Origin of the sequence: Pseudomonas sp. LFS074 (assembly GCF_047978165.1) — a bacterium.
Classification (GTDB): Bacteria; Pseudomonadota; Gammaproteobacteria; order Pseudomonadales; family Pseudomonadaceae; genus Aquipseudomonas; species Aquipseudomonas putida_P.
The window spans coordinates 542,833-556,352 of the sequence record NZ_JBFPFV010000003.1 but is presented as its reverse complement, the minus strand read 5'-3'; the positions used below and the strand labels follow the sequence as shown (position 1 = coordinate 556,352).

Genomic DNA, 13,520 nt, shown 5'->3' with positions numbered 1-13,520 from the left:
GGTAACTCAATGCTGGCCCAGGATACGGGCGACGGTGGCCACGTTATGGGCCAGGTGCAACGGGTTGATGGTGCCGACGATAGCACTGCTGACGCCGGGGTGGGCGAACAGCAGCTCAAAGCTGGCCTGCACCGGGTCAACGCCCGGGGCCAGGCAGATATGCCCGCTGGCCAGGGCCTTTTTTACCAGGATGGCCTTGCCGTGTTCGGCAGCGTAGTCCAGCACCGGGCGTTCTGCCTGCTCGTTGAGGTTGTAGGTGACCATGGCGCAGTCGCCTTGCTCCAGCGCCTTCAGGCCGCCGGCGACGGTCTTGCCGGACAGGCCGAAGCCAAGGATCTTGCCCTCCTGCTTGAGCGCTGCCAGGGTCTGGTAGACCTCCTGCTGTTCGAGGATGGCCAGGTCGTTACCGTCGGAATGTACCAGTACCAGTTCGATGCGGTCGGTTTCCAGGCGTCGCAGGCTGCGCTCCACCGAGCGGCGGGTGTGGGCGGCACTGAAATCGAAATGCGATTGGCCTTGATCGAATTCTTCGCCGACCTTGCTGACGATCACCCATTCATCGCGCTGGCCGCGCAGCAGCGGGCCGAGGCGTTCTTCACTGCGGCCATAAGCCGGGGCGGTGTCGATCAGATTGATGCCAAGCTCGCGGGCCTGGGCCAGCAGCAAGCGGGCTTCGTCATCGCCGGGGATGGTGAAGCCGGTGGGGTATTTCACACCTTGGTCGCGGCCCAGTTTTACCGTGCCCAGGCCCAGCGGTGAAACCTTGAAGCCGGTGCTGCCCAGCGGGCGATGGAAGTCGTGCAGGGTTGGCAAGGTCATGGCAGCAGTTGCTCCCAAGCCGGTACGCCCAGCGGTGGGCGTGGCAGGTCGGCCAGGTCGGCTTGTGCTTGTGGACGGATGCCGTCACGCTCCAGGTGGCTGATGACCCGGTCGCTGAAGTCAGGTGCCAGCGCCAGCTTGGTCGGCCAGCCCACCAGCAGGCGCTGCTGGTCGGCAAGGAAGGCATTGTCCGGGCGTACCAGGCCCGATTGCGCAGGTTCGGCGCGGTCGACGCGCAGGGTGGCCCAGCGCACCAAGCTTTGGTCGACCCATGGCAGCAGGTTGGCGATTTCCTTTTGCGCTGCGGCGATTTGTGCGGCTGGCTCGCGCGCCACGCCATCGGCTTCGGCCAGGTCGCCGCCCAGGTACCAGACCCACTGGCCATCGGCTGCCGGATGAGTGGTCACCGTAACGCGCGGCTTGGGCCCGCCACCCAGGCAGTGAGCGTAAAGGGGTTTCAGGTTGGCGCCTTTGGCCATGACCATGTGCAGCGGCCGTGTTTGCATGGCCGGTTGGTTCAGGCCCAGGGCGTGCAGCAGTTCCTCGGTGCCGGCGCCGGCGCTGAGCACGACGCGTTGGGCACGGATGTCGCGACCGTCAACGCGCAGGCCGACCAGCTCGTCGTTTTCGCGCAGCGGCTCAATGCGCTCCCCAGCCAGCAGGCTGTCGCCCGCCAGTTCGGCCAGGTTGGCCAGCAGGCTGGGCACGTCGATGACCAGTTCGGCCAGGCGGTAAACCTTGCCCTTGAAGGCGCGGTCTTGCAGGGCCGGCGGCAGTTGCTCACCTTTTACTTGGTCGACTCGCCCACGTACGGCCTTGCTGGCGAAGAAGCTGGTGAGGTTGCCGGCCAGGGTGCCTGGCGACCACAGGTAGTGCGCATCGGACAGCAGGCGAGTGCCGCTCAGGTCCAGTTCGCCGCTGCCGCTCAAGGCTTCGCGCCAGCGGCGCGGCATGTCGGCAATGGCTTCCGAGGCGCCGGTCAGGGCACCGTGCAGGGCGTACTTGGTGCCGCCGTGGATGATGCCCTGCGACTTGATGGTCTGCTCGCCGCCAAGGCTGGCGCGCTCCACCAGCACTGTCGAGTAGCCCTGGCGGCGCAGGCGGGCATTGAGCCAGAGGCCTGCGACCCCGGCGCCGACGATCAGCACGTCAGTGGAAATGGCAGATGGCATGGCGGTACCTCGAAGACTGGGACAGCTGGCAAGTATACAGGCTATACCTGAGAGGGCCCTATCGCCGGCAAGCCAGCCTCAGTGCCCAGCCGCTTTCGAAAACAGCTGTATCACCACCACGCCCCCCACAATCATGGCCATGCCCAGCATCGCCGGCACATCGAGCTTCTGCCCGTAGATCACCAATGCCGCCACACTGATCAGCACAATCCCCAGCCCCGACCAGATGGCATAGGCAATCCCTACAGGAATGCTGCGCACCACCAAGGTCAGCATCCAGAAGGCAACGCCATACCCCACCACCATCAGCAGCAGTGGCAACGGCGTGCTCAGGCCCTTCACCGCTTTCATCGAAGCGGTGGCGATGACTTCTGCGCAGATGGCAATGGCGAGGTAGGTGTAGGCATTCATGGCGGGATCCTCCGGTAACTGGTTGGGCATTCTAGACCTTGGCCAGATGCGGTAAAGTCATTACCTATCTGATATGGGGATAGGATGATGGCTGAGCAATGGAGTCTGGAGCAGTTGCGTATTTTTTTGCGCGTCGCCGAATTGCGCTCGTTTTCTGCCGTGGCCCGCGAACAACGCAAGGCCCAATCGGCCATCAGCAATGCCATCGCCCTGCTGGAAGCAGACTTGGGTGTCACGTTGTTCGAGCGCAGCAGCGGCCGGCAACCAAAACTGACCGAAAGTGGCAGCGCGTTGCTGGAAGACGCCCGCGAACTGCTGCGCCAGTGCGAACACCTGGATGGTCGCGCCCTGGCCCTGATGCGTGGGCAGGAGGCCTTGCTGCGGGTTGCTCAGGATGAGGCCATGCCTTATCAACCGGTGATCGACAGCCTCGACGAACTGGCCAGCCGCTTCCCGTACCTGGAGGTACAACTGGCCAGCGGCGCCCAGGGCGATGTAGCGCGCAAGCTGGTTGAGCGCCGAGCCGATCTGGGGCTGTTCTTCCACCATGAAAGCATCCCGTCTTCGCTGGAGCGTCGCGTCCTGGGCAGCGTCGAAATGGTCACGGTGTGCGCAGTCGGCCACCCGCTCGCGGGGCAAGGCCGGGCAACCCGCCAGCAACTGGCGCGCCACCGGCAATTACTCATCACCCCACAGCAAAGCGGTTACCCTGGCGGCGAGGCAATCAGCCCGCAGGTATGGCGTGCCGACAGCTTCTACGCCATGGCTGAACTGCTGATGCGTGGTCTGGGCTGGGCCTGGCTGCCGCGGCACGTGGTGCAGTACCCGACCTACCAGGCGCACATGGTCGAACTGGACAGTGAGTGGCGCCCGCCGGCGCTGGTGGCGGAGCTGGCCTGGCGCCGCGATGAGCCACTGGGGCCCGCTGCGCAGTGGCTGGCCGAGCGCTTTGCAGTACACCTGCGTGCGATCGGGTAAACTTCGCCGCCATGAACAGAACACTCTATACCTTGCTGTTTCACCTGGGCCTGCCGCTGGTTGCGCTGCGCCTGTACCTGCGCGCACGCAAGGCGCCGGCCTATGGCCAGCGTATCGGTGAGCGCTTTGCCTTCAAGCTGCCGACCATGCGCCAGGGCGGCATCTGGGTGCATGCGGTGTCGGTGGGTGAGAGCATTGCTGCCGCGCCCATGGTGCGTGCCCTGCTCAAGGCCTACCCCGAACTGCCCATCACCCTTACCTGCATGACTCCCACCGGTTCCGAGCGTATTCGCGCCATGTTCGCCGACGAACCGCGCGTGCAGCACTGCTACCTGCCCTACGACCTGCCATGGGCGGCGGGGCGTTTTCTCGACCATGTGCGGCCGAAGCTGGGCATCATCATGGAAACCGAGCTGTGGCCCAACCACATCCACCAGTGCGCCAAACGCGGGATTCCGGTAGCGCTGGCCAATGCGCGGTTATCCGAGCGCTCGGCCCGTGGTTATGGGCGCTTTGCCAAGCTGACCCGGCCGATGCTGGCCGAAATGAGCCTGATTGCCGTGCAGACCGAAACCGAGGCGCAGCGTTTCCGTGACCTGGGTGCGCGCACTGAGTGCGTGCAGGTCACCGGCTCGATCAAGTTCGACCTGCAGATTGATGAGCAACTGCTACCACGTGCAAAGGCACTGCGTGAGCAGTGGGGTGCCGAGCAGCGCCCGGTGTGGATTGCTGCCAGCACCCATGAAGGCGAGGATGCGCTGATTTTGCAGGCGCACCGGCAGTTGTTGCAGGTGCATGGCGATGCCTTGCTGATCCTGGTGCCGCGCCATCCCGAGCGATTCAATGCGGTACACGCGTTGTGCAGCGAGCAATTCGCCACCGTGCGCCGTTCTGCTGGCACGCCGGTCGATGGGCAAACCCGGGTATTGCTGGGCGACACCATGGGCGAACTGCTGTTCCTGTATGCCTTGGCCGACATTGCCTTCGTCGGTGGCAGCCTGGTAGCGACCGGCGGGCACAACCCGTTGGAGCCTGCGGCGCTTGCCTTGCCGGTGCTCATGGGGCCGCATGTGTTCAACTTCCTAGAAATCAGCGCGATGCTGCGCGAGGCGGGGGCGTTGCAGCAGGTGGATGATACCGATGGACTGGCCGGTGCTGTGCGGCGTCTGGTCGAGCTGCCGCAGGATGCCCAACGCATGGGTGAGGCGGGCAGGGCGGTGATGCAGGCCAATCAGGGGGCGCTGCAGCGCTTGCTCGATGGGCTGAGTGCGCTTATCCGCTGATTATTGCATCGCCTTCTTCGCGGGCTTGCCCGCTCCCACAGGATTTGAATTGTGGGAGCGGGCGAGCCCGCGAAAAAGCCAACATCTATCTCAAGGGCGGCGCTCGAAGTTCTTCGCCGCGGCAGCCGCCAGGTCCGGTGGCAGGAAGTCCTTGTCCGGGTTGTAGTCCGCTTTCAGGTAACGCTTGAGGTCCTGCAGGTCTTGCGGGCTCAGGGTGCCGGCTGCCTGCTTCAGGCTCAGGTTGTCGAGAATGTAGTCATAGCGGCTGTTGTTGTAGTCGCGCACCGAGGTGTACAGCTGGCGCTGGGCATCGAGCACGTCGACGATGTTGCGTGTACCGACCTGGTAACCGATTTCGGTGGCTTCCAGCGCACTCTGGTTGGAGATGATCGACTGCTTGCGCGCCTGTACCTGCTCTACATCGGTGTTCACCGCGCGGTGCAGGTTGCGGGTGTTTTCCACCACCTGGCGGCGCAGGCTTTCGCGTTGCTGCTCGCTCTGGCTCAGGCGCTGGTAGGCCTCGCGCACCTGCGAGCTGGTCAGGCCGCCGCTGTAGATCGGGATGTTCAGTTGCAGGCCGATGCTGGTCTGCTCGACATCGCCGCCGTAGCGCGTGACGGGGGCTGGTGCGGGGTTGGTGAAACCGAAGTTGTCGTTGTCACCTTTCTGGTACTTGGCCACTGCGTCAAGGGTCGGCGCATGGCCGGCCTTGCGCTGGCGCAGGGTTTCTTCGGCGGCGGAAACCGCGTAGTTGGTCGCCAACAGGTTGAGGTTCTGGCGACCAGCGGTTTCTACCCAGGCCTTGGCGTCGTTAGGTGTAGGCACCTGCACCGGCAGGGTGTGCACCACCCCCTGGATCGAGGTGTATTCGCGGTTGGTCAGGGTCACCAGGGCCTCGAAGGCGTCTTGCACCTGGCGTTCGGCGATGATCCGGTTGGCCCGGGCGGTGTCGTAGCTGGCTTGGGACTGCAGCACGTCGGTCTTGTCGGAAAGGCCGACGTCGAAGCGTTCGTTGGACTGGTCCAGCTGGCGTTTGAAGGCCGCTTCCTCGGCCTTGGTCGCGGCCAGGTTGTCCTGTGCGCGAAGTACGGCGAAGTAGTTCTGCGCGGTTTGCAGGATCAGGTTCTGCTCGGTCGCCGACAGCTCCAGCGCTGCCTGTTCGTTGACCGCTTCGGCCGCTTGCAGCTGGAACCAGCGGTCAGCGCGGAAGATCGGCTGAGCCAGGGTGGCGCTCCAGGTGTTGCCGCTGCGGTTGCTGGTGGTCGATGGTTCGTCCAGCTTGGTGCGCGTGTTCAGCATTTCGGCGCCGGCCGACAGGTTTGGCAGCAACCCGGCACGGGCTTGGGGCACCACCTCTTTGCGGGCGCCGTAATCGGCGCGTGCCGCCGCCAGGTCGGCGTTGTTGTCGACCGCTTCCTGATAGACGCTGACCAGGTCGGTCTTTACTGATTGGGGCACGTCCGCTGCCCAGACCACTCCGTTGGACGCACAAGACACGGCTATCGCCAGTGAGAGTTTGCGCAGCATAGAGGCAATCCTTGTACGAAATTTAATTACTGAACTGTTGAGTATCGCGCGACGGGCCAGTGTAGTGCCATGCGCACCCGGCAACAATCGCTTGGTGTGCCTTTCATCATCCGCGCATTTACCCGCTTGGCTTTGCCGACCACTCCAGTCTAGACTGCGCAGGTTCTTGTCGGGGTGCCTTGAAGCAAAGGCTGAGATCGCAGAGGTGCGGATCCCGTTGAACCTGATCAGGTTAGCGCCTGCGTAGGGAACAAGATTGCTCGCCTTCCCGGGGAGCCTCTTGTGCCAGGTCCGGGATTGTCACAGCTGCATGCAGCTTCAGGCACCCCCATACCCGGCACTGCACTCCAAAGAGGGTGCGTCCGCGCGTTTCAGGTTCACCCCGACATTCCACTGCTAGGAAGCCGTCTGGAGAGCCTGTGATGACCAAACAAGAAAAAGCGATCAACCTCAGCGAATCGGCACAAGTCGATCAGCAGTCCGTGCAACCGTTCCCGCGTTCGCGCAAGGTCTATGTCGAAGGCTCGCGCCCGGACATCCGTGTACCCATGCGTGAAATCAGCCTGGATGACACCCCTACCGATTTTGGTGGCGAGACCAATGCCCCGGTGCTGGTGTACGACACCTCCGGCCCATACACCGACCCCAACGTGATTATCGACGTGCGCAAAGGCCTGGCCGACGTGCGTTCAGCGTGGATCGACGCCCGCGGTGACACCGAGCGCCTGGACGGCCTGAGCTCCGACTTCGGCCAGCAGCGCCTGAACGACGCCGAGCTGGCCAAGCTGCGTTTCGCCCATGTGCGCAACCCGCGTCGTGCCAAGGCGGGCGCCAACGTCTCGCAGATGCACTATGCCCGCCAGGGCATCATCACCGCCGAGATGGAATACGTGGCCATCCGCGAAAACATGAAGCTGCAGGAGGCCCGTGCAGCTGGCCTGCTCAAAGAGCAGCACGCTGGCCACAGCTTCGGTGCCAACATCCCGAAAGAAATCACCCCCGAATTCGTCCGCCAGGAAATCGCCCGTGGCCGCGCGATCATTCCGGCCAACATCAACCACCCGGAAGTTGAGCCGATGATCATCGGCCGCAATTTCCTGGTGAAGATCAACGGCAACATCGGCAACAGCGCCTTGGGGTCCTCGATCGAGGAAGAAGTGGCCAAGCTGACCTGGGGCATCCGCTGGGGCTCGGACACGGTCATGGACCTGTCCACCGGCAAGCACATTCACGAAACCCGCGAGTGGATCATCCGCAACTCGCCGGTGCCGATCGGCACCGTGCCGATCTATCAGGCCCTGGAAAAGGTCAACGGCGTGGCCGAGGACCTGACCTGGGAGCTGTTCCGCGACACACTGATCGAGCAGGCCGAGCAGGGGGTGGACTACTTCACTATCCACGCCGGTGTGCTGCTGCGTTATGTGCCGCTGACCGCCAAGCGTGTCACCGGTATCGTCAGCCGTGGGGGCTCGATCATGGCCAAGTGGTGCCTGGCGCACCACAAGGAAAACTTCCTGTACACCCACTTCGACGAAATCTGCGAAATCATGAAGGCCTACGACGTCAGCTTCTCGCTGGGCGACGGCCTGCGCCCTGGCTCGATTGCCGACGCCAACGACGCCGCGCAGTTCGGTGAGCTGGAAACCCTCGGTGAACTGACCAAGATTGCCTGGAAGCACGACGTGCAGTGCATGATCGAAGGCCCTGGCCACGTGCCGATGCAATTGATCAAAGAGAACATGGACAAGCAGCTGGAGTGCTGCGACGAAGCGCCGTTCTACACCCTCGGCCCACTGACCACCGACATTGCTCCGGGCTACGACCACATCACTTCGGGTATTGGTGCGGCGATGATCGGCTGGTTCGGTTGCGCCATGCTGTGCTACGTCACGCCCAAGGAACATTTGGGCCTGCCGAACAAAGACGACGTCAAGACCGGCATCATCACCTACAAGATCGCCGCGCATGCCGCCGACCTTGCCAAGGGCCACCCAGGTGCGCAGATTCGCGACAACGCCCTGTCGAAGGCGCGTTTCGAGTTCCGTTGGGAAGACCAGTTCAACCTTGGCCTTGACCCGGACACGGCCCGTGCCTTCCACGACGAGACGCTGCCGAAGGAATCGGCCAAGGTCGCGCACTTCTGCTCGATGTGCGGGCCGAAGTTCTGCTCGATGAAGATCACCCAGGAAGTGCGTGAGTACGCCGCCAAGATCGAGGCCGTGGATGTGACGGTCGAAGAAGGCATGCGTGAGCAGGCCGAGCGGTTCCGCCAGGAAGGCAGCCAGCTGTACCACAAAGTGTAAGAACGCTGGGGCCGCTTAGCGGCCCTTTCGCGACACAAGGCCGCTCCCACAGGGACCGCACAAGGCTCAAGGCCTTCGCGGCCCCTGTGGAAGCGGCCTTGCGTCGCGATTCGAGGACGAAGTCCTTGCCAAGAACACCAACAACATTGCCGGCGAGCGCCAACCATGACATCACCCAGCCAATTCTCCCCCGACCACCCGGTCCCCACCCACCAGCGTATCTTCGGTGCCCGCGACCTGTTTTCGCTGTGGTTCTCCCTAGGCATCGGCCTGATGGTGCTGCAAGTCGGTGCCATGCTGGCGCCAGGCCTGGGCCTTGCCGGCGCGGTGCTGGCCATCGCCCTGGGCACCGGTGTCGGTGTGCTGTTGCTGGGCGCCGCCGGGGTGATCGGCAGCGACACCGGCCTGTCCGCCATGGGCACGTTGAAACTCAGCCTGGGCAGCCATGGCGCGCGTTTGCCGGCGTTGCTCAACCTGCTGCAACTGGTGGGCTGGGGCGCGTTCGAAATCATCGTCATGCGCGATGCTGCCAGCCTGTTGGGCGCGCGAGCCTTCGGTGAGGAGAGTGCCTGGAACAGCCCGATGCTGTGGACCCTGTGTTTCGGTGCGCTAGCCACCTTGCTGGCCGTCAGCGGGCCACTGGCCTTCGTGCGCAAGGTGCTGCGCGCCTGGGGGATCTGGTTGCTGCTGGGCGCTTGCGTCTGGCTCACCTGGAACCTGTTCGCCAAGGCCGACCTGGCTGATCTGTGGAGCCGCGCGGGTGACGGTTCGATGTCCCTGGCGGTGGGCTTTGATATCGTCATCGCCATGCCGCTGTCCTGGTTGCCACTGATTGCCGACTACTCGCGTTTCGCCCGCAACGGCAAGCATGTGTTCGGTGGCACGGTCGTGGGCTATTTCATCGGCAACACCTGGCTGATGAGCCTGGGCGTGGCCTACACCCTGGCTTTCGCCGCCAGTGGCGAAGTCAATGCGCTGCTGCTGGCGCTGGCGGGGGCCGGCATGGGTATCCCGTTGCTGCTGATTCTGCTGGATGAGTCGGAAAAAGCCTTCGCCGACATCCACTCGGCGGCAGTTTCAACCGGTGTGCTGCTGCCGCTGAAGGTCGAGCACCTGGCACTTGCGATCGGCGTGCTGTGCACCTTGATCGCCCTGCTGGCCCCCTTGGCCCAGTATGAGAACTTCCTGTTGCTGATCGGTTCGGTATTCGCGCCGCTGTTCGGTGTGGTGCTGATGGACCATTACGTGATCCGTCGTCGTCGCCTGCCTGCGCAAATCGATGGCTTGCACTGGCAAGCGCTGGTGGCCTGGTTTGCGGGTGTGGCGGCCTATCACCTGATTGCCGCTAATGCACCGGAACTGGGCGCTACCCTGCCAGCATTGCTGCTGGCAGGTGTGCTGCATGGGCTGCTAAGCCTCAGCCGCGGCCGGGAAACAGCTCAGGCTTGAGCACGCCATTGAGGCGTGGGTAGGGGATCTTCAATTCCACGTGGCCCATGGAGTAGGGCGCGATGGCATAGACCTCGTACTTGACCACTACCGCGCCGTACGTCAGGGCGATGTGCGGCGACTTCTTGAACGGCCAGGTTTTGACGAACTCGGCGTCCTTGTCCATGCCCACGCTCATCAACCAGGCGCGGTGTGACTCCTCGACGGTTTTCCAGAAGGTGTCCTCCTGGCCCGGCACCAACATGTCCTGCAGGGTCAGTACCTTGTCCAGCTTGCGCGAGTAGTTGATGAAGCCACGCCCCGGCATGCCGTGGGCGCCACCGCTGTCCAGGTAGCTGGACAACTCGATGATCACCAGCCCGTCATGCTGCTCGCGTACCTTGGCCTGCAAGTAGCTGCTGTTACGTTTGTCGGCATTGGCCAGGTATTGCTGTTCGTAGGCCTGCAGGGTGCTTGGCGCGGTGCCATGCTGATTGTCTTCGGTCAATTGCAGCAGGCGTTTTTCAACGATGCCATCGAGCTTGGGCAGGGCCGGGAAGTGGACCATGTCGATATTCACCAGCGGGCAGTCACGCTCGCTGCAGCCGGGTTTGACATGCTCCCAGGCGTCGCGCTTGACCTCGAGCGGAGCCCGGTAGTTGGGCGTGAACAGGCTCTGGCAGGCGCCTAGAGCGAGTGCCAGCACGGCCACGGAAGTCAGTTTGACAAGTGTCATGATGATCCTTGCAGAACAGGGAAAAGTCGGCCTTTGACCGTCTGCGCGGCCTTCAGTTCGCCACTAAGCTAACAGAGTGAAGACCTGCTGTCCCGAGTGCGCCAGCGGTTGCCAGAAAGGGGTGAAACCGGCAGGCGTGCAGAGTAGGATGGCGCGAAGCAGTATTCGAGGTAATGAGGATTTCCATGTCAGACGCGTTGAACTCAGTGCCCAAGGGCTTCGAAATCATCGAGCGGGCCAATTGCTTCCAGGGCTTTTACAAGCTCGACAAGCTACGCCTGCGCCATGAGTTGTTTGCCGGGGGCATGGGCCGCGAGATCAGCCGTGAACTGTTCGTGCGCCATGATGCCGTGTGCGTGCTGCCGTACGACCCGTTGCGCGATGAAGTGGTGCTGATCGAACAGTTCCGTGTGGGTGCACTGGACAAGGTCGATAACCCCTGGCTGATCGAAATGGTTGCCGGGCTGATCGACAAGGACGAGCAACCCGAGGAAGTCGCTCACCGCGAAGCTGAGGAAGAAGCTGGCCTGACATTCAGCGCCCTGTGGCCTATGACGCGTTACTTCCCGTCGCCTGGCGGTAGTGACGAATATGTTCACCTGTTCCTTGGCCGTTGCAGCAGCCAGGGCGCGGGCGGCCTGCATGGCCTGGAAGAAGAGGGTGAAGACATCCGTGTGCGTGTGTGGTCGTTCGAGGATGCCTTGCAGGCGGTGCGCGACGGGCGCATCTGCAACGCAGCGACCATCATTGGCCTGCAATGGCTGGCGCTGAACCGTGACGAAGTACGAGGTATGTGGAAGTGAACCTGCTGCGTGAGCGCTATCGAGTCGACCTGGTCGGGCTGCAGGCAGCCTGCGAGGCCAACTACGCCCGGCTGATGCGTCTGTTGCCTGACATGCGCACCACTCAAAGCTCGCGCCGTATCGGTATGACCCAGGGCGACCAGATGCTTGGCGTGCTGGTACTCGACGTGGTCCTGGCCTGCCCGTATACCACCACCCTGCATGTGCGCCAGGAACACAGCCTGCCGTGGTTGCCCGTGCCGCACCTGGAGGTGCAGGTGTACCACGATGCACGCATGGCCGAAGTGGTCAGCGCCGAACACACCCGGCGCCTGCGCAGTATTTACCCCTACCCGAACGCGGCCATGCATCAGCCGGACGAAAAGGCCCAGCTCAACCTGTTCCTCGGTGAATGGCTCAGCCACTGCCTGGCCTGTGGCCATGAACTGGCAAGTGTTCGCTGAATTGTGACGTGGGTCGGTTGCGGGTGTTTGCTCGTGACCTTCGCGCAGCCATAATTCGTGCTGAAATCGTTCGAGGAGATGGCCGTTGTCGCCGCCAGACCAATCCCGCCCCGTGCATGTGGTGCAACTGACTGATGCCCACCTGTTCGCCGACCCGGCCGGCAGCATGCTGGGCCTGAAAACCCGTGACAGCCTGCGCCATGTGGTGGCCCAGGTGCGGCGCGAGCAGCCGCTTGTCGATTTGTTGCTGTGTACGGGCGACCTGTCCCAGGACGCCAGCGTTGCATCCTATGAAGCGTTTCGTGAACTGACCGCAACGTTTGCCGCGCCCACCCGCTGGTTGCCGGGCAACCATGACGAGGCCCAGGTGATGGCGCACGTGGCGCCAGAGCTGGTACAAGCGGTCACCGATATGGGTACGTGGCGCGTCATCATGCTCAACACCGCCGTGCACGGCGCTACCCACGGGTTTCTCGAAGATGGCCAGTTGGCCGTGTTGAAAGAAGCCTTGAAAGATGCGGGCGAGCGGCATTGCCTGGTGTGTTTCCACCATCAGCCGGTGGACATTGGCTGCGCCTGGATCGCGCCGATCGGCTTGCGCAATGCCCAGGCGCTGTTCGACATTGTCGAGGGTTATCCACAGGTGCGGGCCTTGCTGTGGGGGCATGTGCATCAGGAGTGGGATGAAGTACGCGGGGGGCGGCGTTTGCTGGCTACTCCGTCGACCTGTATCCAGTTCGCCGCACGCAGCGAAGACTTCAAAGTGAGCGAAGAACAGCCGGGCTACCGCTGGTTGCGTCTGCATGCCGACGGGCGGCTGGAAACCGGGGTGGAGCGGGCGCTGGACTTCGCTGTGAAACTCGACTTCGATAGCCCAGGGTATTGAAGAAATTGTTGCGAAACCCGTGACACTGCGTCAAAACCCGGCGAACGCGCTACACTGCGCGTCCCTGCGCCCGCACCATCAGGCGCGAAGCCACAGATTCCGGGGGCAGCATGTCGGGTTCCATCCTCTATATCCATGGCTTCAACAGCTCGCCGCTTTCGACCAAGGCGCGCCAGCTCGAAGCCGTGATGCAGCAACTGGGCTTGTCGGCCCAGCTACGTGTGCCCGCCTTGCACCACCACCCACGTCAGGCCATCGCCCAGCTCGAAGCGGCCATCGCCGAACTTGGTGCGCCACTGTTGGTGGGCAGTTCGCTCGGCGGCTACTATGCCACCCATCTGGCCGAGCGCCATGGCCTCAAGGCGTTGCTGGTCAACCCGGCGGTAACCCCGCACAAGCATTTCGACGGTTACCTGGGCACCCAGCGCAATCACTACAGCGGTGAAACCTGGGAGCTGACCCACGACCACGTGCAGGCACTGGCCGAGCTGGAAGTGCCGGCCCCGGTAGATGCCAGCCGCTATCAAGTGTGGCTGCAGACCGCCGATGAAACCCTGGACTATCGCCACGCCGAGCGCTATTACCGTGCTTGTGCCCTGCGCATTCAGGCCGGTGGCGACCACAGCTTCCAAGGCTTCGCCGAGCGCCTGCCGGCACTGTTGGCGTTCGCCGGCATTGCCCGTGGGCAGTATGCTGCGCTCGATTTTTCTGTATTTTGACTTTTTTGCACT

At 63.2% G+C, this 13,520-nt stretch carries 13 protein-coding genes and 1 riboswitch; of the genes, 8 read left to right on the top strand and 5 right to left on the bottom strand.

The genetic code is table 11. The features are described 5' to 3' along the window. Positions 1–6 precede the first annotated feature (6 nt). From ACNQP3_RS26575 to ACNQP3_RS26565, 3 genes are all read right to left on the bottom strand, one after another. Positions 7–819, bottom strand: coding sequence for an aldo/keto reductase (locus ACNQP3_RS26575; RefSeq protein ID WP_012274492.1), 813 nt, complete (start codon positions 817–819; stop codon positions 7–9). Next, positions 816–1,991 carry an NAD(P)/FAD-dependent oxidoreductase gene (locus ACNQP3_RS26570; protein WP_060515509.1) on the bottom strand — a complete coding sequence of 392 codons (1,176 nt, stop codon included), beginning with the start codon at positions 1,989–1,991 and terminating at the stop codon, positions 816–818. Before ACNQP3_RS26570 ends, ACNQP3_RS26575 begins: the two co-directional genes overlap by 4 nt. A gap of 78 nt (positions 1,992–2,069) precedes the next feature. Continuing rightward, on the bottom strand, positions 2,070–2,402 hold the full coding sequence (locus tag ACNQP3_RS26565; RefSeq protein WP_012274490.1) for a DMT family transporter: 333 nt from the start codon (positions 2,400–2,402) through the stop codon (positions 2,070–2,072). Between the two features lie 87 nt (positions 2,403–2,489). Here ACNQP3_RS26565 and ACNQP3_RS26560 point away from each other — a divergent pair, with 87 nt between their 5' ends. Both ACNQP3_RS26560 and waaA read left to right on the top strand, forming a co-directional pair. Next, entirely contained in the window at positions 2,490–3,380 is an 891-nt protein-coding gene (locus tag ACNQP3_RS26560; RefSeq protein ID WP_041166801.1) for a LysR family transcriptional regulator, read from the top strand. Positions 3,381–3,391: 11 nt separating this feature from the next. Beyond that, positions 3,392–4,663, top strand: coding sequence for a lipid IV(A) 3-deoxy-D-manno-octulosonic acid transferase (gene waaA / locus ACNQP3_RS26555; protein WP_264316610.1), 1,272 nt, complete (start codon positions 3,392–3,394; stop codon positions 4,661–4,663). 90 nt (positions 4,664–4,753) lie between these two features. Here waaA and ACNQP3_RS26550 read toward each other — a convergent pair whose 3' ends face one another. Beyond that, positions 4,754–6,190 carry a TolC family outer membrane protein gene (locus ACNQP3_RS26550; RefSeq protein ID WP_012274487.1) on the bottom strand — a complete coding sequence of 479 codons (1,437 nt, stop codon included), beginning with the start codon at positions 6,188–6,190 and terminating at the stop codon, positions 4,754–4,756. A gap of 160 nt (positions 6,191–6,350) precedes the next feature. Then, positions 6,351–6,457, top strand: a riboswitch (TPP riboswitch). Positions 6,458–6,612: 155 nt separating this feature from the next. On the opposite strand from ACNQP3_RS26550, the gene thiC reads away from it, so the two are divergent. After that, complete coding sequence (thiC, locus tag ACNQP3_RS26545; RefSeq protein WP_060515505.1) at positions 6,613–8,493, top strand: phosphomethylpyrimidine synthase ThiC; 1,881 nt, start codon at positions 6,613–6,615, stop codon at positions 8,491–8,493. Between the two features lie 165 nt (positions 8,494–8,658). Next, positions 8,659–9,942 carry a putative hydroxymethylpyrimidine transporter CytX gene (gene cytX / locus ACNQP3_RS26540; protein WP_012274485.1) on the top strand — a complete coding sequence of 428 codons (1,284 nt, stop codon included), beginning with the start codon at positions 8,659–8,661 and terminating at the stop codon, positions 9,940–9,942. On the opposite strand, the gene ACNQP3_RS26535 is transcribed toward cytX, so the two are convergent. Continuing rightward, on the bottom strand, positions 9,911–10,657 hold the full coding sequence (locus ACNQP3_RS26535) for an RsiV family protein (protein WP_012274484.1): 747 nt from the start codon (positions 10,655–10,657) through the stop codon (positions 9,911–9,913). The two genes, cytX and ACNQP3_RS26535, sit on opposite strands and share 32 nt — an antisense overlap. 185 nt (positions 10,658–10,842) lie before the next feature. Between ACNQP3_RS26535 and ACNQP3_RS26530 the strand changes: the two genes are divergently transcribed. From ACNQP3_RS26530 to ACNQP3_RS26515, 4 genes are all read left to right on the top strand, one after another. Then, positions 10,843–11,460, top strand: coding sequence for an NUDIX domain-containing protein (locus ACNQP3_RS26530; protein ID WP_012274483.1), 618 nt, complete (start codon positions 10,843–10,845; stop codon positions 11,458–11,460). After that, positions 11,451–11,903 (top strand): DUF1249 domain-containing protein, encoded by a 453-nt coding sequence (locus ACNQP3_RS26525; protein WP_041166609.1) that lies wholly within the window; start codon positions 11,451–11,453, stop codon positions 11,901–11,903. The genes ACNQP3_RS26530 and ACNQP3_RS26525 overlap by 10 nt, the downstream gene beginning before the upstream one ends. Positions 11,904–11,988: 85 nt before the next feature. Continuing rightward, positions 11,989–12,789: a 3',5'-cyclic-AMP phosphodiesterase gene (gene cpdA, locus ACNQP3_RS26520; RefSeq protein WP_012274481.1), complete on the top strand. Its 801-nt coding sequence runs from the start codon at positions 11,989–11,991 to the stop codon at positions 12,787–12,789. Between the two features lie 110 nt (positions 12,790–12,899). After that, the gene (locus ACNQP3_RS26515) at positions 12,900–13,508 is read left to right on the top strand and encodes a YqiA/YcfP family alpha/beta fold hydrolase (protein WP_012274480.1); all 609 of its coding nucleotides are present in this window, start codon (positions 12,900–12,902) and stop codon (positions 13,506–13,508) included. Positions 13,509–13,520: the final 12 nt, after the last annotated feature.